Consider the following 21,061-nt stretch of genomic DNA (forward strand, 5'->3'; position numbering starts at 1 on the left):
TCGCTGAGTTTGGCTTGATAGCGGTAGCAGGTTTCACTAATGCCAAATGCTTTACAAGCCAAACGAATACTAATGGCATGCTGGGCAACTGCCTGTTGTGCCATCTTACGCCGGCAAGATGGCTTTACCCTTGCGCAGCAGTGCTGCTCATTGCCATCGCTTCCTGGATGATTTCGGCCTTTAATCGCTCTTCCGCATACATCTTTTTAAGTCTGGTATTTTCGGCTTCTAGCTCTTTCAGTCGAGCCATTAATGATGTATCCATACCACCATATTTGGCACGCCATTTATAAAAGGTATCATTACTCATGCCGTGTTCACGGCAAAGGGTCGCTACAGGTGTGCCAGATTCTGCCTGTTTCAAGATGGACATGATCTGACTGTCAGTAAATTTAGATGTTTTCATGCAGAATCTCCTGCTCGTATCTTAAGAGAAAATTCTACTTTTAGATCCTATTATTTTTAGGGGGGATTACCCTGCCACATCAGTGGCAACCCGATCAAAATCAAAAAATAGGTTTGAGGTTCAGCACACGCTTACACTTAAGCTTATAAATCATAGTATGTAAATTGACCAGAAAAAGAGTAAGACATAAAAAAAGCCTCTCAAAATGAGAGGCTTTTTGTTCTGAAAATCAATTAACGATTATTCTCGTCTTCTTGAGATTCTTCAAATTTAGAATCGTTGTCAAAGCCACCTGCAGATTGACCACCGAAGCCACCTTGACCACCGAAGCCGCCACCTTGACCACCGAAGCCGCCGCCTTGACCACCGAAGCCACCTTGACCACCGAACCCACCTTGACCACCAAAGCCACCTTGACCGCCGAAGCCACCTTGACCGCCAAAGCCACCACTTTGACCACCGAAGCCACCACCTTGACCACCGAAGCCTGCGCTTTGACCGCCTGCTGGAGCACCCGCTGGACGTGGGTTACGTGCAGGAACAACTGTAGAAATTGCGTGTTTGTAAACCATTTGGCTTACTGTGTTTTTCAATAAAACAACATATTGGTCAAAAGATTCAATGTGACCTTGTAGTTTAATACCGTTCACAAGGAAGATGGAAACAGGAATACGTTCTTTACGGAGAGAATTTAAGAACGGATCTTGTAAAGTTTGACCTTTAGACATGTTATAACTCCAAAAATAATTAAAAATCAGCGCAAAAACTATCTTTATTTTTCAATTAAAAATTATAAAAAAGACAGTGTGTAAATTTTGCTTTATCCGTACCAGTTTCGCAAGTCTTCTTGAGCCTGCTTTATCGTAAAATATGTGTGAAATTTATGCGATTCTTGCAACGATCTGAGCCAAGTATATTGACGTTTCGCGAGTTGTCGTGTTGCGAATAGCGCCTTATCCTCCATTTCCTGCATTTTTTCGCGACTTTCATCACCTTTTTGCAAAAACTCTAAAGCTTGACGATAGCCAACTGAACGCATAGAGGGTAAATTAGCATCTAAATCGTAATTTTCAATAAGATGTCGCACCTCATTCAAAAAACCCATTTCCCACATAATCTCTAAGCGTTTTTGAATACGCTGATGTAATTCTACCCGATCAGGCATCAAAGCGTGGTTATGAAAAGTGTAACGATATGGTACATTTTTGGGTTGTTCTGCCTGAAGCAGGGTAATTGGCGTTCCTGTTAATTTATAAACTTCTAGTGCACGAATAATACGTTGTTTATCTGACMCCTTAAATTTTTCMCCCGCCAGTGCATCTACTGCACATAACTCTGCATAGACCGCTTCCCAACCTTCGCGTGCAGCTTTATCTTCAATTTCTGCACGGACGTCGTAATTGGCACTGGGTAAATTGGAAGATAGTCCTTCAAGCAAAGCTTTAAAATACAGCATAGTTCCACCCACTAAAATTGGGGTTTTGCCACGTGCGTGCATATCATCAATTAAGGCGCAGGCATCTTCCACAAACTGCGCAGCAGAATAAACTTCAAGCGGGCTAATAATATCAATCAAATGATGCGGATAACGCGCCTGTTCCACTTTAGTTGGTTTGGCTGTACCAATGTCCATATCTCGATAAACCAGCGCAGAATCGACTGAAATTAGCTCAAAATGACCTAATTCATAGAGTTCACATGCCAAAGCAGTTTTACCACTTGCAGTTGGTCCCATTAAATTGATGACCGGCAATTGTTTTGACATGTAACACTACTCTCCTCGAGCAAAAAGTTTATCTAATTGAGCCAATGGAAAAGCACGCCATGTTGGACGACCATGATTACATTGGCTGGCAAATTCAGTTTGTTCCATTTGACGTAACAAGGCATTCATTTCAGAAAGACTCAGCATCCGATGTGCACGCACCGCGCTATGACACGCCATACCCGCCAAAATATGATCACGTTTTTGCAGTAATGCCTGCGCTTCATCATTTGGGTCTAAATCATTCAGTAATTCAGGAATCAACTCTGCAAAATCTGCTTTATGCAAAATGGCTGGCACACCGCGCACAATGACTTGCTCATCGCCATATTGGTCAACATCCAAACCTAAACGTGCCAATTGTGGTTTTAAATCATCTACGCGCATGGCCTGCATACGACTAATGCTGATGACTTTGGGAATGAGCAATTGCTGCGAAGTCCAAAACTCTGGTTTATCCCACGCAGCTTTCATCTGCTGTAAAACGATACGTTCATGCGCAGCGTGCATATCTACAATAATCAAGCCTTCACTGTTTTGCGCCAAAATGTAAATACCATGCAGTTGCGCAATTGCGATGCCGAGTGGATGCTCATCCACCGCAGGTGATGTGGTTGTTTGTGCAAGATTAGCTGAGTCTTGATCCAGTTCACGTAAAGGCGCGAGATAGTTTTTTAAAGCATTGTTGAGCTGTTGCGAACCTTGATAATTACTCTGCACAGGTCGGTTATATTGAACTGTCTGCGGTTGGCTCTGATTAAAATCAGTAAGTAGCTCATTTCCCGCTTGTAAGTCAGACTGCGTAATGTGCGCATCAACTGAATATTCTTCGGAATTGTGAGGGTTCGCTTCGGTATGTTTGTGCAGCAAAAATTGTTCCTGATAACGCGGTTGCACTACATAAGGCGCAGCTTGTTCTACAGGATCGACTTTCATGGCTGTGGCTAAATCTGCTGTTGCAGTCTGAAATTGCGCCAAGGTTTCTTTGGCATAATGTCGTACAAATTCATGCACTTCCCGCTGATTTAGAAAGCGAATTTCATGCTTGGTCGGATGCACATTGACATCAATATTTTCAGGCTCAACTTCTAAAAACAGCAAATACGCAGCATGTTGATGTCCATGCAAAATACCTTCGTATGCCATACGCAACGCATGCGAGATAGTCTTGTCTTTTACAATACGTCCATTTACATACACATACTGCAAGTCGGCTTGTGAACGTGCATCGGAAGGGTGTCCCACCCAACCCGATAAGCGCATGGTGACACTGTCAGCATCAATCCAATAAGCATTTTCAACAAAGTTTCGCCCTAAAAGTTGCTGCACGCGCTGAAAACGCAATTCGCCACTATCTGCAATGGGTAGATTCAGTTTGATACTGTCGTTGTGTTCTAGCACAAAACGAATATCAAAATGTGTCAACGCCAAACGACGGACAATTTCTTCAATATGTCCAAATTCTGTACCTGCTTTTTTCAGAAACTTACGTCGTGCAGGCACATTAAAAAATAAATCCTGCACCCGAATATGTGTGCCTTTTGGTGCAGCGACAGCTTGAATTTGTTGGTGATCAAAAGCAGTACCATTGACTTCAACCTGATAGCCTACACCATCTTCAGTTTGGCTACTAACCAAAGTCAAACGCGATACAGCAGCAATTGAAGCCAACGCCTCACCACGAAAGCCTAAACTAACAATAGCGTGTAAATCATCGGCCGTTTGAATTTTACTGGTCGCGTGACGAGTCACCGCCAGAGGTAAATCTTCGGCATGAATTCCACGACCATTATCAATAATTTCAATGAGTGTACTACCGCCTTGAGCCACACGAATAATCAACTCGGTTGCCCCTGCATCTATCGAGTTTTCGAGTAACTCTTTGACCACAGAGGCAGGGCGCTCAATCACTTCACCCGCAGCAATTTGGTTGGCTAAGGCAGGTTCAAGCGTGTGGATCCGACGTAGTAACACATCATTAGGCATGATTAAATTTTTGCTCCAAAGCTTGTTGTAATACAGCCGAAGATGAAGTTAGGGTGGCGGTACGGCTGAATTCATCTTCCGATTTTTTAATTGCAATGATCAGATCTGCAGGTGGAATTTCATCACCACCTTTTGATGGCCATTCAAATAAAAACAAGGCATTTGGGGTTTCTAAATAATCACGGATGCCCATGAGCTCTAATTCATAAGGATCATTTAAGCGATATAAATCAAAATGAAAAATATCTTGTCCTTGTATTTGATAAGGTTCCACCAAGGTGTAAGTTGGGCTTTTAACCGCGCCCTGATGCCCCAAATGCTGTAGAAAATAACGCGATAAAGTGGTTTTTCCTGCGCCTAAATCACCAATTAAATAAATCACACCCGACCGAAAATGCGTTGCCAAAACCTGCGCCAGATTTTGGGTATCTTGCTCATTATTTAAAGCCAAATTAAATGAATACTGCATAACGCTCACGACATGATTCAAAAGACCAATTATGATAGCATCGCACTGCTTTAAAGCCTATGTACTGATGGATAAATCTGTGTAAATGTGGACAATTTATAACAAGTTTAGACAAGGCAATGAATCAATATTGTTAAGCTTAGCACCCGAACTGCTTAGGCTATTTTCAATATGATGAAAAAGAAACTCTCCCACCTGAATATGAGCAATTTGTAGATGACGTTAACTCATTCCAACACCTTTGTTCCACCTATGCTCGATGGTGTGAGCGCCAGCAAATTACATTTACCCAAATTAAGCACACAACCTGACTCAATTTTTCATTATTTATGTACTCAGTTTGCCCATATTTCTATACAGGAATGGCAACAACGCTTTGAGGATGGTTTGGTTTATGATGCAGAAGGTAAGCGTTTAAATTTAGACACACCTTATAGCGCGCATCAGGATATTTATTATTATCGCTTTTTAGCGCATGAATTTGCTGTACCTTTTCAGCATCAAATTTTATTTGAAAATGAACACTTATTGGTTGTAGATAAACCGCATTTTTTGACCATGAGCCCTACGGGACAATATGTGCAAGAAACCTTATTAGTACGCTTAAAAAAACAAACACAGAATGAGCAGCTCACGCCTATTCATCGTTTAGACCGTGAAACTGCAGGTGTAGTACTCTTTTCAAAACAACGTGAAACTCGGGCGGTATATCAGCAATTATTTGCAGAACGTCAGGTGCAAAAAACCTACCATGCCATTGCGCCTTATCAAGCAGATTTATCCCTACCATGTACCGTGCAATTACGCATGGAAAAAGGCAAACCTTTTTATTTGATGCACGTCGTGGCAGGAACACCAAACAGCAAAACAGAAATTCGTTTGCTTGAACATAATCAGACTTGGGCAAAATATGAATTAAAGCCTACAACAGGCAAGCAACACCAACTACGTGTGCATTTAAATAGCTTGGGTATTGCGATTAAAAACGACCCGTTTTATCCCATTTTAAAGCACAAACAAGCAGATGATTTTTCTGCACCGCTACAACTGCTTGCTAAGCATTTAAGTTTTTTTGACCCGATTAGCCAGCAACAATTCCACTTTAGCGCACAGCAAGAACTGACATTGTAATATGTTTGTCATTACAAATTAATGGATTTTCGTTGTAGTCATATTGAAATTACAAATGAATTGTTTACAATATTGCTAAAATTTAAATCTATTTCCTTATATTAAAAATTATGAGAAAAACTGAAGTCTACCAAGTACGCTTGGACTCTCAAGAGAAAAAACAGGCCTTTGCTGTGTTTAAACAGTTGGGGATTACGCCTGCACAAGCAGTACGTTTGTTTTTTAAGCAAGTCGTGCTGACTAAATCAATCCCCTTTTCAATTGAAAATCAGAATATTAATCTGGAACAATTGATTAAGTTACGCAAATTAAAGCAAGAGCAAAAAGCAACGCTAGTAGATGTAAATCCAAATACTGAAGCAGCTGTAACTGGCAATAATAGTGTGGAAGATTTTGAACTCGATGATGAACATTTAGACTTGTTTGATGAACTCAATGCTATTTTGGGTGAAACTGACAAAAATTAACAGTGTTGCATTTTTAAACAATTCTTTAAAAATTTACTTTAAAAACTTAGCTATGCTTCATGCAAGGACAATAAAAAGCATGGAGTATCGTATGATTGTAAAACGCGCCACTTTAGAAGACTTAGACCAACTTGCTGTATTGTTCGATGAGTATCGTCAGTTTTATGGTGCATCCTCGAATCTAAACCTTTCAGCAGCATTCTTAAAACAGCGTTTTGAAAATCAGGAAAGTGTGATTTTCATTCATATCAAAGATCAAAAAATCACTGGATTTGTATTGCTTTATTTAGGCTTTTCTTCAGTTGCCTGTTCGACCTACTATATTTTAGATGATGTTTATGTCACCCCTGTTTTTAGACGACAAGGCTCGGCCAAACAACTCATTGATACTGCAATTTTATTTGCACGACATGAAAATGCGCTGCGCATTAGTCTTGAAACACAAAAAAGTAATTACCAATCCCACCAATTGTATGAAAAGATGGGCTTTGTCAAAGATGATGAATTCCAAACTTACCACTGTTTTTTAAAATAGTCACCTGACCTAACGATTGCGGCTTTAGACAAAAGATTAAATTTAGCCTAGCGCAAGCGATTGATAAAAACTCAGCAGAAATTCATTTATTCCATACGGCTTTTTGCCAACTCGACTTGTTCAGTGCTTAAATACATCCATTCACCTACATCTAAAGCCAAATCATTCAAGTTTAATGTACCGACTTGCTGACGATGTAATTTTTCAACTTTATTGCCCACCGCTGCCAGCATCCGCTTAACTTGGTGATAAATGCCTTGATGAATGGTCATCTGCAATTCATGTTCTGCCAATTGCTGTACCTCTGTTGCAGCAAATATCCCAGATTCATCGCGCAATGCGACGCCCTGCTCAAGTTGCTGAATTTGTGTTGCATTAATCGGGTCTGCGGTGTGCATAGCATATACTTTTGCTACGTGTTTTTTAGGATGGGTCAATGCTTGTAGAAACTGCCCATCATCCGTCAGCAATAACAGCCCTGTTGTATCCTGATCTAAACGTCCGACACACTGCAAACCGCGATTCAGCAATACATAATCAAACAAGTCAAACACACTAAAATGATGGGTCGCCTGATGCGAACACTCATAGCCTTGTGGTTTATGTAAGGCGATATAGACCTTTTCGCGATATTGATAATTTTGCCCATACACCGAAAATTGCAAAACCGTTTCAGGTGCAATTTTTATTGTGAATTTAGGATTGGTTTGGGTTTCGCCCATAATGGTGACTGCACCATTTTTAATGAGTTGCTGGCAATGTTTACGTGATCCAAAGCCTTGTGATTGCAACATTTTTTCCAACAACATGATGAGCGACCTAATGATAAAAAGTATAAGTACATTTGCTGTAGCTATTCTAAACCAAATACACCGTAAATTCTGAGCACATTGCGTACATTGTCCGTTTGCAATTGAAAACCGTTACAATAGCTAAACTTTTCCAGGTTCCCCTTTATAAATCACAATGCTCTCTCAATTAGACCTTAACCTAATGGTGCTGATCGTCCTACTAGCTTGCGGTGTTTTCAGCCAAAATACTGCTGTGACCATTGCTGCAGCAGTATTGATTGTTTTTAGAATTACCCCGCTCAGTGAATTTTTCCCACTCTTGCAACAGCATGGCTTAAATCTGGGCATTATCATTCTAACCATTGGTGTACTGACACCCATTGCCAGTGGCAAGCTTCCAGGTGAAGCAATTCTAAAATCATTCCTGAGTTGGAAGTCTTTACTTGCGATTGTAATTGGTGTTTTTGTGGCATGGTTGGGTGGACGTGGAGTAAAACTCATGACCAATCAACCTGATGTGGTGGCAGGCTTATTGATTGGTACAGTCGCAGGTGTTGCTGTGCTACGAGGTGTGCCTGTTGGCCCACTGATTGCTGCAGGGATTCTCACATTGTTTATTGGCTATTCTTAACATTGATTTGGGTCGCTCGGTTTAGATGATTATATTTAGATTAACCGTCTTATATCACCCAATTTCAATAAATGCAGGGTCACTGAGTGTAGTCAAGAAAAACCTGCTTGAACAAGACTAACTCCGCGCTCAGCACGTAGGTTGGGCACAATCGGTGGCAATTTGCCAATATGCAATGCTGCCATAAAACCCGTAGCAACAATCCAAAATCCTTTGTCAGCCTACATACCAAACTCACTACGCTCTACCATAATTGTCGCAAGGCAAGGTCAGCAAGAACATCTCACTGATTTTAATCAAGATTTAGATGAGCTCTGTGTTTTTAGGGATTCATTCGCAGCCACTTTACAATGCGGATATTAGTACATCTAACTTGAATAATACTGCGTGCGTTTTTGGGAAAATTTCTCTAATTGCTTCAAAAAGCCTTCAAAATAACTCTTTTCTTTTTCTTCGCTACGATAACCCGCATACAAAGTACGACGTAATCCTCCCGCAGCAACACAGTCTAAACGACGTGAAGTCACCCAGCCTTTTTGCTCATATTCATTCACCACCCAATCTGGTAATGCACCAATCCCTCGCCCACTCGCCACCAGTTGAATCAACATTTGGGTTAAATCTGTGGTGCGAATTCCTTTAGGCTGAATATTGGCTGGAATGAATAGCTTAGACATAATATCTAAACGATGTTTATCGACAGGATAAGTAATTAGGGTTTCTTCTGCCAACTCCTGCACAGTAATGCGCTCGGCACGTACTAAAGGATGGGTATTTGACAACACCAAACGCGATTCATATTCAAAAATTGGAAAATATTCGATTCCTTTTAAGGCAATCGGATCTGCAGTAATCAATAAATCAAATTCTGCGGTTTGCAATAATTCATGCGGATTGGCTTCAAAACCTGAAGCAAAATCTAAGTCTACATCTGGGTATTGCTGTCGATATTGATTCAGTAGCGGCATCAACCAGTCAAAACAACTATGACATTCCGAAGAAAAAATAATCCGTCCCGTTTGCCCATGCACAATGCGGGTAATATCGGTTTGGGTAATTTGAATTTGTGGCAAGACGTCATCGGCCAGTTTCAATAAACGCTGCCCGACATTTGAAAATGTCACAGGGCGACTACGGCGATTCACCACTTCTACACCATACCAATGATCTAACTCTTTGAGTTGATGAGAAATGGCAGATGGCGTCAGACATAAATCATTGGCGGCAGCAACCAAAGAACCATGTTCACGCAGGGCTGACAGCGTTTTTAAGTGGCGAATTTCAAGCATTGCTTGTTCCTAGTTTTCAACTTATTGACTACATGTTTAGACCTAGGTCGTATTTTTATTTTGCCAAATAAAAAAACAAAGCCAAACATGATTCAATTTAATAATGAATTAATTTAATCTTAGCATGGAAATAATGAGTTTTCTTCATCTTTATTTTTATTCGATGATATTTACTACGAAATCAATACAATTCCATAAAAATAGTATGGCATTCAGTATGCAGATTAGTGTGTCAAACCGTAAATTTTTAGAGTCATCATTCACATTGTCACAATAGATAAATAAATACTGAAATTAATTCGCTGTTGTATTATTATTTGTATTAAATTTCATTAAAAACAACCAGTAACACGCACTTGGCAGTAAGACCATTAGAATAGTAATGATATCACGATACATCTTCCACCACTCGCTCGAAACCGTACCTGTATGTGCCCATCCCAGTAACATAAAAAAGGGGCTGGCGAAAACAAAAGCACTGATACAAATCGTCAATAAATTCAAAGCGTGGTAACGGTTTAAAAGTAGAGAAAGTAAAAAAGTGAATGGCACAATTAAAATGCAATACACTAAATACACAAGCAAATGCCCAAAAAAAACCACCGAAATAGCGTATAAGCTATATTCACGATTCACCACGATGAAAAACAGCGCTATACAAAAAAGTAATGGCAAAGGGGCAAGAAACAAAGCCTTCGCTATCGTATTTTTTGAATATTGCATACACCCTCCCTTTGCTTGCCTAGTTCAGATATTAGCTTATTCCAACAACTTCTCTCCACAATGTGGGCAGTATTTATAAGGCTCCTGTTCTAAACGCAGCTCTTCTTCACGACGTTCACGAATTAACTGCAATAAAATATCTTGGGTTTGTTCAGTGGTTAAACCGACTTGTTTGCGTAAATCTTCAATTTTTTCCTGATCATTTAACAAATCAATCTCACTATTTTGCAATAGCTCTCTAAATTTCAACCCTAAATGCTGCTTGCGTTGTTCAAGTTCGTTGGCTAAACCTGTGGCTAAAATACCTGCAGGCAATGCTGCCAAACCGACACCCAATACCGTAATTAACGCACCTAAAATTCTGCCCCAAGGCGTAATTGGTGTGACATCGCCATAACCAACAGTGGTTAAGGTCACTACTGCCCACCACATCGAAGCAGGAATCGAGCTAAAGGCTTCAGGTTGTGCCTTACTTTCCACGACATAGACACCTGCTGCAGACATTACGATCATAATAGAGAGAATAAAAATAACTGCCTGAAATGACCCTTTTTCCCGCTCGATCACTCTTAATAGAATTTGCAAAGATACAAAGTAACGTGTCAATTTTAACAAACGCAGCAAACGTAAAATTCTGAGGAAACGTAAATCTAGATGTACGAAGAAGTTAATATAAGCAGGTAAAATTGCCAATAAATCTATAATTGCTCCACCACTGGTCAGCCATTTTCCCCGCTGCTTCCATGGCGAAACAAAGGGATCTTTTTCGGCAATACTCCAAATCCGCAGCAAATATTCAAGCGTAAACACCGCAATGGAAAAGTTTTCAAAATGGTCAAAAAATACCTGATAGGCAAGATAGACATCATTCACTGACTCTAAAATAACCGCACTGGCATTACCTAAAATCAGTAAAATTAAAAAATAGTTAATGCAACGACTAAACCATGTTTCATAATCATCGTCGTGTAAGTTGTTATAGACAAATTTTCGTAAGGTGTACCACGGTGTAAATGCCATACCGAATATTATATTTAAGGCTTACAGTGATGGCAGTTTAACCGAAGTTTTTCGTCAATCGAAATTATTTTATGTACTGTTTTACTGTGCAAAAGACCACTCCGCAAAAGCCTGTAGTCTTTACAGCCATCCTCAACTACTGAATAAACAACAGTGCCAAGCGCACTTGGTCATAGCCCATGCGTGGACTAGTCGCTTCAACAATCGGGCGCAGTTTAATTGCGCCATCATCGCTGAAGTGCTCTGCATTTTGACGTTTCATTAAACGCTTATAAATTTTACGAACTTCTTCCACCACTTCTTCACCTGGATGTGCCACTGAAATATCCAGATTTTGTTCTTTTTGCAAACGTGCCAAATGGTTGATAATGGTTGCAGGAGTTAAACCACGCTCTACTGCAATATCCTGAATATCATAGCCTTCTTCAAATAGAGCACGGGTTTCATCCAATGTAGCAGTTGCATAGTTGGTTTTGCCACCTTTGGCAATTTTCTTTTCATTGCGCAAAATTTCGGTTTCGTTCAACGTGCCACCACAATGTCGAATAAATGCATTATGTTGTGGTGTTAAATCCATCAGCGCATAGTGTGTTTCAGCTTCTTCAGACAATTCCTGAAAACGGCGGTCTGCCTTAATCGACAAACTGTCGAGTTCCAAAGCTTGGCTATTAAAGCCCAATAAACGCAAACCGCTTAACGATTTTAATCGTGACAACGCCACATAACCCTGCCCTTTTTCAAAAGTATGGCTAAGATTGATTTCTGCCGCTTCTAAGGTCATACCTTGTGATTTGTGGATGGTAATTGCCCATGCCAAACGCAGCGGAATTTGCTGGAAACTGGCAATGGTTTTGCCTGCATCATTATCCACCGACCAAGTTTCAGGCTCGACCAACAATACTGTGCCATCGGTCAATTTTACTTTAGGTAAAATGCCGTGATCATCATCTTCTTCAAAGCCAATCACTTCGCCCAAACTGCCGTTGATATAGCCCATATCGAAGTTGTTTTTAACAAACATCACTTTGGCATGTTTTTTTAGATTTAAAATTTCAGGCGCACGTACGGATGATTTCAGCGTTTCAATCAACTTTTCATTGCCATCACACACGGCATCAAACTGCTTGCTCTCAGTTTCAATTTCATTCAGATGCTTAAAGTTGATATTGTCCACGTCCATATTGTGCGTATATAAACGTGTGAAAGTGTCGCCAATATCTTGATGGCGGGTGTGCTCCAAAGCCTGAATATGTTGATGATCAATACTTTGTGCACGAATTGCATTGAGAATGTCATTTAAATAATCGTCGCCCTGACGGTGCTGCTCAGTTAAATAACAGACTCGAAATTTAGCTTCGACCCACGCCTCTGACATAAAACAGAACTTGTCACGATTGCGCTCATCGTTTTTCCCCACAGGCGGTAACTGGAAAAAATCTCCCGCGACAATCACCTGAATACCACCAAAAACGTCATCACTGTCTTTAAAATATTTTAAAACCTGATTAACCAAATTCAGTTGCTTGGCATGCAACATCGAAATTTCATCAATAATGAGCACTTGCGCATTTTCTAAATGTTCTTTCAGATATTTGCGCTCTTTCATATTTTTCAGGTCAGCATCGGACAAAAAATCTTTAATACCAATGCCTGCCCACGTGTGAATGGTCATGCCATTCATGTGTGTTGCAGCAATGCCAGTAGATGCAGTGATGGCTACAGGTACTTTACGCGCTTTTAAATAATTGATGTATTGATTCAGGGTATAGGTTTTACCCGCACCAGCCGAGCCTGTTAAAAAGACATTTTCGCCTGCTTTTAAAAGTTTAAGTGCAGTTTCCTGTTTCATAAGACCTATACCATTGCTGAACGGCTATAGCCTAACGAGTTTTTGCCCAAAAGTTAAGGCTCAAGTCTGCGAATACGACAACTGTTTTCTTATGCTTTAGCTGGCAATTGTGGATTCAGCCATGCAATAAACTGCTCTGCAATGGTTACCAGCAACTGTTCCGCTTTTTGATTATTCGGATATTCCAACTGATCAAATTCAAGCTGTCCTTGCCGAAAATGACAACCCAAGGTCAATTGCTGCGCATAATGTGGCGATGCCATGTGAAACGCCACATATTGCCCTTCACTCATTAGCTTGGCATAGCTCAGTGCCAAACAGTGTTTAAAGTTTTGTGATTCTTCAATAATACGGTCTAGATGAGTCATTTCTTCAAAGCACCAACCTGAAAACTTCAGCATCGGCATAGGGCTTTTGGCCTGCCATGCACAGCATTGAATTTCCTCTTTTAATTTGGCCATCAGCTCTGCTTTGTAGACCTGTTGATGCCAACGCACCGCCTGATGAAACAGCCCCAACCAACTCAGACTTTTAGGAATATGCGTATGCGCTGCAAAATATTCTAGTAAATAGTCGCGCACATAACTGTCAAACACTGAAACTCGCGTATGCTGCGCCCGTAAATAAAAACGCTGCCGAAAATCATCAGGTTGAAGCTGATAACGCTGTAATACTGTATAAAAGTCACGCTGCTGCTGACTCTCGGGCTGAATATAATCCAACAAAGCGGGTGGTAAATCCTGTGTGATTTGCTGCAAATAAGTCATATAACTTTGCATGACACGACTTAAACGCCGAAATACATGCTTGACCAAATGTTCATCGTGTTGCGCCACGGTTTTAAGTAAATTCATCCATTCATCCAAATACAAAATAGAAGGACTAATCGCAACGCGTGGATCATCTACAGATTGTTTTTCGCCATGTGGCATTAGACTGACATTATGTGCATGCGCAAACCACGCCTGCTGTGTCGCATACACATTACAGCTTTGAATAAACATACGCGCCGCAGAATATTGAAAATATTGAAATGTCGCTAAAATAATCCGTGGATGTACCTGACTACAATCGACAAAACTGAGCGCAGTCACTGCGACCCGCACACTGGTATGATGAATATTTAAACTCAGCCAATCCAACACTTGTGCAGACTGTTTAAACAGCCAATTCACCGCACGTGGATAATCAAATAATGGAAGTTTGGCGACTTTCTTTTGCCAAATTAAAGGGCAAGATTTTAAAAAATGCGATTTCGCCAAAGCATCAGAACGCTGCCACACTTCACGGTGCATTAAACGTGCAAACCCCAGTAAATGACTATGTTCTTCGGCATGTCGATACAACAGCCGAATATCGTCCTGATGATCGATTAAATCCTGCAAATTAAATCGTTCAGGAAATGAAATACTTAAAATACGATGCATGGCTTTAGGTAAAAATTCTGCCGCACTAAAACAAAAATCATCATAACTTTGCATCAGTGCTTGCACTGGCAAAAAGGTTTCACCCTCTACAAATTCCAAAGCGCATAGTGTCGATAAAGCAGTTAAAACATCTTCAGGAATCGGCTGCCCTTGCTGAACAAATTTGGTCAATACGGGCTGATACTGATCGTCTGCCTGCATTAATGCCTGATCTAAAATTTGCGCCTGCATTGCATCTAAATGCAACAACAATTGCTTGACCCGTGCTGCACCATTCACCCACAAATACACTTGCTGCAGAATTAATTGCCGCAAGTGCTGCACCTGATTACGCAAAAACAAGGAATGCTGTGGTTTTAAATCGCCTGTCAAAAAATGCACGTCATGTAAGAAAAAATCTTCTAAGACCTCTTGCTGTTGTCCCGCAAATTCAAACTGAGTTTCTATTAAATGTGTATGCGATTTTGGTGGATAAAATTCAAGACTAAACAGACCATTTAGTAATTCGACACGATGCAGTATAGGATCAATCCGAAACATATTTTGTGAAGTGAAATTCCCGACCAGATCCATTTGATCTTTATAGATTTCTGCGGCCACACTGGAAATACGAACCAATTGCTGTGCAACGGCATGCAACTGGCTATGCTGGCAAATTGGCTGCATATACGCTCCTCATGCTTAAGTGCGGTCTATCTAAGTCTCATCTTATTTTTATTTGATTGCACCGACTAGACCCATCACGTGATACATCCCTATTTTTTGTTTTTTATTTCCATCTGCAAAAAGTGGACAATTCTTCAATCGAGCTTAAGCCACTTATTAATTGAATTACACCTGAAATTTATGTGAACGGTATCTACACCTTAAAATTAGAGATACAAAAACACTATAAACAAGATTTAAGCCCTTGCCTATAGCCTGCGCACAACTTCAGAAAAAATAAAAACCCATTAAAAAACAAATAAATTTCAATTGATTAGTTTGCATTATTTACTCAGAAAATAGGGTTGGTGTTTGGTAGGTAGGATTTCACCACAAAGCATTGAATACTCAAATCACGGTTCAACACCGCGATAACAACACATTATTCCAATACCCAATGCAAGAAGGAATCTGAGCATGGCTTTTAAAAATATTGCAGATCAAACCAACGGTTTTTATATTCCTTGTGTGTCTCTCTTCGGCCCTGGTTGTGCCAAAGAAATTGGCGTAAGAGCGCAAAATTTAGGTGCTAAAAAAGCCCTGATTGTGACAGATGAAGGACTGTTTAAATTTGGCGTAGCCGATACCATTGCAGGCTATCTCACCGAAGCAGGCGTTGCTAGCCATATCTTTGCAGGTGCTGAGCCAAACCCAACCGACATTAACGTACATAAAGGTGTCGATGCCTACAATGCCAATCACTGCGACTTTATTGTGTCCTTAGGTGGTGGTTCTTCCCACGACTGTGCCAAAGGCATTGGCTTAGTGACCGCAGGTGGTGGGCATATTCGTGATTATGAAGGCATTGATAAAAGTACCGTGCCAATGACCCCACTGATTGCCATTAACACCACTGCAGGTACAGCTTCGGAAATGACCCGTTTCTGTATTATTACCAATACAGACACGCACGTTAAAATGGCAATTGTCGATTGGCGCTGTACACCACTTATCGCCATTGATGATCCAAAACTCATGATCGCCAAACCTGCAGGTTTAACCGCAGCAACAGGCATGGATGCCTTAACCCATGCTGTAGAAGCCTACGTTTCAACTGCAGCCAATCCTATTACCGATGCCTGTGCTGAAAAAGCTATTCGTATGATTAGCCAGTGGCTCAGCCCTGCCGTGGCAAATGGTGAAAATATTGAAGCACGTGATGCCATGAGCTATGCGCAATATTTGGCTGGTATGGCATTTAATAATGCCTCATTGGGTTATGTGCATGCCATGGCGCATCAACTCGGTGGTTTCTACAACTTGCCGCACGGCGTCTGTAATGCAATTTTACTGCCGCATGTTTGCGAATTTAACCTGATTGCCTGCCCTGAGCGTTATGCAGATATTGCAGAATTGATGGGAGTCAATACTGACGGATTAACCACCACAGAAGCCGCTTATGCCGCGATTGATGCTATTCGTGAACTATCTAGCTCGATTGGTATTCCAACAGGTTTAGCAGAGTTAGGCGTGAAAGAAGATGACTTGGCGATTATGGCTGAAAATGCACAAAAAGATGCCTGCATGCTCACCAACCCACGTAAAGCCAATCATGCACAAGTGGTCGAAATTTTTAAAGCCGCGATGTAATTTGAATCTCCTGCTGAGTGAATCAAGATTTGCTCAGCATCTCCCATCCTTTTTTTCAATTTTCCTCTTTTGCTGTTTTATTTTTATCCTTCCCTTTGGTAGAACCATCTCAGATGCGTTCTGCTTTTTTTGCTGTTCAGAACAAAATGAACTCTCAGCATAAAACTAAACCGTTATAGATGCAGAGAGTTTGCATAATTCAATTTGACAAATGCGCACAGCTCATCAAGGATATAGACAAAATAAAATGGATGACGAGCACCTTATGCTGTTAAGCAAAAAACAAAAAACAACACCAAGCTATCAACCTGATATTTTGGGTGCAGATTACCAACAAATGACGCTGGATTTTCCATCTGATTATGAAGGCAAAGTGATTGCTACCTTGGTACGCAAAAAAGCTGAACAAGAAACCCGTAAAGCCGTACTTTATATTCATGGTTTTATTGACTATTTCTTTCAAACTGAAATGGCAGACCAGTTTAATCAGTACGGCTACGACTTTTATGCCTTAGATTTGCGCAAATACGGGCGTTCGCATTTGTCACATCAGCATTGGTACAACGTGCGCAGCTTGTCTGAATATGATGCAGAAATTTCCGCTGCACTTGAGCAAATTGCCGCAGAAGAACATGACTCAGTGATTTTGGCGGGACATTCAACAGGTGGATTAATCACCACGTTATATGTGGCACATCATCCCAATCATCCACTGATTCGTGGTTTATGGTGCAACAGCCCTTTTTATGATTTCAATATGAGCGAAATTGAGAAAAAAGTCGGTATTCCGCGCTTAAGCCAATTGGGCAAATTGCTGCCAGAAATGAAATTTCCAAGCCGCCTCAATCCATTTTATGTACCAAGTCTACACAAGCAATATCATGGTGAATGGTTATTTAATTTGGAATGGAAAAAGCCACGCTATCCTAAAGTACGATTAAGTTTTGTACGTGCAATTCATGAAGCGCAAAAAGAAATTCATGCTAGCGTAGTACATTTGGGTGTACCAACCTTAATTATGCATGCGAGTCAAAGTAGTTATCCACGCCAATGGAATGAGATTGCGCAACGCACTGACGTAATTTTGGATGTTGCAGATATGCAAAAATATGGGCATCACATGCATGGTGATATTCAGCTTTGCCAAATTGAAGATGGCGTGCATGATTTGGTGCTTTCTGCGCCAGAAGTCCGCGCGGAAGTGTATCAGTCCTTGTTTKACTGGTTAAACCGCAAGGGGCTATAAAACTAAAAACTAGAACTAAAGGAAGTGAATTAACGGCTAAATGACTTGATTCATCCCTTAAGCTGTGTATTTTAATAAAATTTGATGTGCAGGATGCCCCTTGGGCATCAATTCAATTAAACGCTCCACTGCGTCAATCGCTTCAGGGCTGCGTGCCAAATGTTTTAGCAATACATCGGTATCTTGTGCATTAAAAATGGCATCACTCAGGCGAGATTCTAAGCAATCTCGCCATGCACATAAAAATGGACTTTCAGTTTTCGCCAAAAATACTCCTGCACACGTTTGTAAGGCAGACTGCACATAACCAGCATCTAAAGCCTGCTCGGCTTGTAAAAAATCGGCTTCTATATGCGCCAAAATTCGGTAAGGACGCGAACCAAGCATCCCGCCTAGAATATCACGTAATTGAGACATCTCAGCTTTAAGCGTGCCCATACTGACTTTACGCTCACCATATAGAGCTTGGTGTAAAGTATCTAAACTCATGCCTTGTGGACAAAGTGCTAAAATCACCAATATTTCAATTTGACGCGGTGTCATCACCACCACTTTGCCATTAAATAACACCTGTGGCACGCGAAACGCGCGAATATAAAGCTGCTGTTTTTGCTGATCAAGCAGTGCATTTTGAATCAAAGAAGCACAGCGTTCTGCTGCCAACATCCCCAAACTGTTATGGTTTTTCCAAGTAGTCGATAAATCAATTACACCCAATACTTGTTTGGAATAAGGGTCTAAAATAGGCGCTGCATAACAAACCCAGTCATGTAACGATGACATAAAGTGTTCACTGGAAAACACACAACTTGCTTGCTGAGTTTTAAGTGACAAAGCCAAAGCATTGGTACCCACCAACTCTTCACGCCACTGCCCGCCTTCTACAAAATGCACCTGTTCCGCCACATTACGCATTTGCGCACTCGCTGCCGTCCAAATAATTGTACTGCCCACATCGCCCACGGCTGCCACCATGTCGGACTGCTGTGCGATATGTCTTAAATCTTCTGCACAGTTTTGCACAGCACGTTGTAAGGCCGAACCACCATGTGTATGCGTTAGACTATAATTTAACGGGGCTGCCAACCGATCAACAGGAATTTCAGCAATTTGAGAGCGTTGCCATGATTTTAAAATACTCTGCTGAATTTGCTGCGCATGCAGCGGCGATAAACTGCTGCTTTGTCTAAATTGTTCAATATGCTGTCTTTTTTCCAATAGGTCTTGTTTTTTCATCATTATTGATTCTCACAATCCTGTGGGCATTACATCCATTGTACCGCTTACTTTTGTAAGGATTTGTTCATTGCTTGTAAACCTGCAACTTTCCAACCTTTTTCCAACCTTATATTGGTATGCTAAACAAATAGCGTACCAAAGTACCTTATACCTTAGCCGTAAATTTAACCTGATTTTAGACACAGGATTGTGCTAAAAGGTAAAGATGACGGCAGATTATAAAAAACCATCAAAGGAAGAGAATTATGCGTTACGTAGATCCCAATCAACCCGGTTCAAAAGTTCAATTCAAAGCACAATACGAAAACTTTATTGGTGGCGAGTGGGTCGCCCCTGTAAAAGGTGAATATTTTGAAAATATCTCTCCTGTGGATGGCAAAGTATTTACCAAAGTCCCACGTTCATCGGCAGAAGACATTGAACTGGCTTTAGATGCAGCCCATAAAGCCAAAGCGCAATGGAACAGCTCATCTCCAACAACGCGTTCTAACATTTTGTTAAAAATTGCAGATCGTTTAGAACAAAATCTAGAGTTATTGGCAGTTGCCGAAACTTGGGATAATGGTAAGCCTGTTCGTGAAACATTGGCTGCCGACATTCCATTGGCGATTGACCATTTCCGTTATTTTGCGGGCTGTATTCGTGCCCAAGAAGGCGGAATTTCTGAAATTGATGAAGATACCATTGCCTATCATTTCCATGAGCCATTGGGCGTTGTAGGGCAAATTATTCCATGGAACTTCCCTATTTTAATGGCAACATGGAAACTTGCACCTGCTTTGGCTGCCGGTAACTGTATTGTACTTAAACCTGCAGAGCAAACCCCTGCCAGCATTTTAGTTTTAGTCGAACTGATTCAAGATTTATTGCCTGCTGGCGTACTAAACGTAGTCAATGGTTACGGCGTAGAAGTTGGTCGCCCATTGGCAACCAATCCACGTATTGCCAAAATTGCATTCACAGGTTCGACTCAGGTCGGTCAATTGATCATGCAATACGCCACTGAAAACATCATTCCAGTGACTTTGGAGCTTGGTGGTAAATCTCCAAATCTTTTCTTTGAAGATGTTATGGCGCAAGAAGACGACTACCTAGACAAAGCACTCGAAGGCTTTGCTATGTTTGCGCTGAATCAGGGTGAAATTTGTACTTGTCCATCACGTGCGCTCGTACAGGAAAGTATTGCTGACCGTTTCCTTGAAAAAGCCATCGAACGTGTTAAACGTATTAAAACAGGTCACCCGCTTGATACTGAAACCATGATTGGTGCGCAGGCGTCACAAGAACAACAAGATAAAATCTTGGGTTGTATTGCGACAGGTCGTGCCGAAGGTGCGCAAGTCTTAACGGGTGGCGGTGAACGTCATGAAGTTGGCAGTGGTTTCTATATTGAGCCGACAATTTTCAAAGGCACCAATGACATGAAAATTTTCCAAGAAGAAATTTTCGGCCCAGTGCTTTCTGTGACTACATTTAAAGACTTTGATGAAGCCATTAAAATTGCCAATGACACCATTTACGGTTTAGGTGCAGGTGTTTGGTCACGTTCTGCGCACACTTCTTACCGTGCAGGTCGTGCTATTCAATCTGGTCGCGTTTGGACGAACTGTTACCACATCTACCCTGCGCATGCCGCTTTCGGTGGTTATAAAAAATCAGGTATTGGCCGTGAAAACCACAAGATGATGTTAGAACATTATCAACAAACCAAAAACTTGTTGGTGAGCTACTCAACTAAACCTGCTGGCTTCTTCTAAAGACTTGTCTTTAAGATTCCAACAGCGTTGAAGTT

General features: G+C 41.0%; 18 protein-coding genes and 1 pseudogene. 7 read left to right on the forward strand and 12 right to left on the reverse strand.

The genetic code is table 11. The features are described from left to right. The 5 genes and pseudogenes from BJN41_RS10815 to tsaE all read right to left on the reverse strand — a co-directional run. Nucleotides 1-406 (reverse strand): annotated as a pseudogene (locus tag BJN41_RS10815) (transposase); the annotation flags it as partial. A 233-nt stretch (nt 407-639) separates the two neighbouring features. Further along, entirely contained in the window at nt 640-1,134 is a 495-nt protein-coding gene (hfq, locus tag BJN41_RS10820; protein WP_070155177.1) for an RNA chaperone Hfq, read from the reverse strand. Between the two features lie 92 nt (nt 1,135-1,226). Then, on the reverse strand, nt 1,227-2,171 hold the full coding sequence (gene miaA, locus BJN41_RS10825; protein ID WP_070155179.1) for a tRNA (adenosine(37)-N6)-dimethylallyltransferase MiaA: 945 nt from the start codon (nt 2,169-2,171) through the stop codon (nt 1,227-1,229). A 6-nt stretch (nt 2,172-2,177) separates the two neighbouring features. Then, nucleotides 2,178-4,157, reverse strand: a complete 1,980-nt coding sequence (mutL, locus tag BJN41_RS10830) for a DNA mismatch repair endonuclease MutL (RefSeq protein WP_019837416.1) — start codon at nt 4,155-4,157, stop codon at nt 2,178-2,180. Beyond that, complete coding sequence (tsaE, locus tag BJN41_RS10835) at nt 4,150-4,626, reverse strand: tRNA (adenosine(37)-N6)-threonylcarbamoyltransferase complex ATPase subunit type 1 TsaE (RefSeq protein ID WP_019837415.1); 477 nt, start codon at nt 4,624-4,626, stop codon at nt 4,150-4,152. Before tsaE ends, mutL begins: the two co-directional genes overlap by 8 nt. Before the next feature lie 216 nt (nt 4,627-4,842). Here tsaE and BJN41_RS10840 point away from each other — a divergent pair, with 216 nt between their 5' ends. From BJN41_RS10840 to BJN41_RS10850, 3 genes are all read left to right on the forward strand, one after another. Beyond that, nucleotides 4,843-5,757: a pseudouridine synthase gene (locus BJN41_RS10840; protein WP_070155181.1), complete on the forward strand. Its 915-nt coding sequence runs from the start codon at nt 4,843-4,845 to the stop codon at nt 5,755-5,757. A 110-nt stretch (nt 5,758-5,867) separates the two neighbouring features. Continuing rightward, a complete protein-coding gene (locus BJN41_RS10845; protein WP_070155183.1) occupies nt 5,868-6,224 on the forward strand; it encodes a type II toxin-antitoxin system RelB/DinJ family antitoxin in 357 nt (118 codons plus the stop codon). Nucleotides 6,225-6,315: 91 nt separating this feature from the next. Then, nucleotides 6,316-6,759: a GNAT family N-acetyltransferase gene (locus BJN41_RS10850; protein ID WP_026438150.1), complete on the forward strand. Its 444-nt coding sequence runs from the start codon at nt 6,316-6,318 to the stop codon at nt 6,757-6,759. 86 nt (nt 6,760-6,845) lie between these two features. Here the strand turns inward: BJN41_RS10850 and BJN41_RS10855 are convergent, their stop codons facing one another. Further along, nucleotides 6,846-7,568: a pseudouridine synthase gene (locus BJN41_RS10855; RefSeq protein ID WP_070155185.1), complete on the reverse strand. Its 723-nt coding sequence runs from the start codon at nt 7,566-7,568 to the stop codon at nt 6,846-6,848. A gap of 157 nt (nt 7,569-7,725) precedes the next feature. On the opposite strand from BJN41_RS10855, the gene BJN41_RS10860 reads away from it, so the two are divergent. After that, nucleotides 7,726-8,181, forward strand: coding sequence for a DUF441 domain-containing protein (locus BJN41_RS10860; RefSeq protein ID WP_026438149.1), 456 nt, complete (start codon nt 7,726-7,728; stop codon nt 8,179-8,181). Between the two features lie 368 nt (nt 8,182-8,549). Here BJN41_RS10860 and BJN41_RS10865 read toward each other — a convergent pair whose 3' ends face one another. The 5 genes from BJN41_RS10865 to BJN41_RS10885 form a co-directional block, all read right to left on the reverse strand. Then, nucleotides 8,550-9,470, reverse strand: a complete 921-nt coding sequence (locus tag BJN41_RS10865) for a LysR family transcriptional regulator (protein ID WP_070155187.1) — start codon at nt 9,468-9,470, stop codon at nt 8,550-8,552. Between the two features lie 294 nt (nt 9,471-9,764). Next, nucleotides 9,765-10,193 (reverse strand): hypothetical protein, encoded by a 429-nt coding sequence (locus BJN41_RS10870; RefSeq protein WP_019837407.1) that lies wholly within the window; start codon nt 10,191-10,193, stop codon nt 9,765-9,767. Between the two features lie 36 nt (nt 10,194-10,229). Beyond that, complete coding sequence (locus BJN41_RS10875; RefSeq protein WP_070155189.1) at nt 10,230-11,213, reverse strand: ion transporter; 984 nt, start codon at nt 11,211-11,213, stop codon at nt 10,230-10,232. Between the two features lie 136 nt (nt 11,214-11,349). Beyond that, nucleotides 11,350-13,062 carry an AAA family ATPase gene (locus tag BJN41_RS10880; protein WP_070155191.1) on the reverse strand — a complete coding sequence of 571 codons (1,713 nt, stop codon included), beginning with the start codon at nt 13,060-13,062 and terminating at the stop codon, nt 11,350-11,352. 89 nt (nt 13,063-13,151) lie between these two features. After that, a complete protein-coding gene (locus BJN41_RS10885; RefSeq protein WP_070155193.1) occupies nt 13,152-15,155 on the reverse strand; it encodes a hypothetical protein in 2,004 nt (667 codons plus the stop codon). A gap of 456 nt (nt 15,156-15,611) precedes the next feature. Between BJN41_RS10885 and mdh the strand changes: the two genes are divergently transcribed. Further along, complete coding sequence (gene mdh / locus BJN41_RS10890; protein WP_070155194.1) at nt 15,612-16,784, forward strand: iron-dependent methanol dehydrogenase; 1,173 nt, start codon at nt 15,612-15,614, stop codon at nt 16,782-16,784. 247 nt (nt 16,785-17,031) lie between these two features. Then, nucleotides 17,032-18,030: an alpha/beta hydrolase gene (locus BJN41_RS10895; RefSeq protein ID WP_070155196.1), complete on the forward strand. Its 999-nt coding sequence runs from the start codon at nt 17,032-17,034 to the stop codon at nt 18,028-18,030. Between the two features lie 57 nt (nt 18,031-18,087). Here BJN41_RS10895 and BJN41_RS10900 read toward each other — a convergent pair whose 3' ends face one another. After that, the gene (locus tag BJN41_RS10900; RefSeq protein ID WP_070155198.1) at nt 18,088-19,269 is read right to left on the reverse strand and encodes a transcriptional regulator; all 1,182 of its coding nucleotides are present in this window, start codon (nt 19,267-19,269) and stop codon (nt 18,088-18,090) included. Between the two features lie 245 nt (nt 19,270-19,514). Between BJN41_RS10900 and BJN41_RS10905 the strand changes: the two genes are divergently transcribed. Next, complete coding sequence (locus BJN41_RS10905; protein ID WP_019837400.1) at nt 19,515-21,026, forward strand: aldehyde dehydrogenase family protein; 1,512 nt, start codon at nt 19,515-19,517, stop codon at nt 21,024-21,026. Nucleotides 21,027-21,061: the final 35 nt, after the last annotated feature.

It is taken from the genome of Acinetobacter towneri, from assembly GCF_001758345.1.
Lineage (GTDB): Bacteria > Pseudomonadota > Gammaproteobacteria > Pseudomonadales > Moraxellaceae > Acinetobacter > Acinetobacter towneri_A.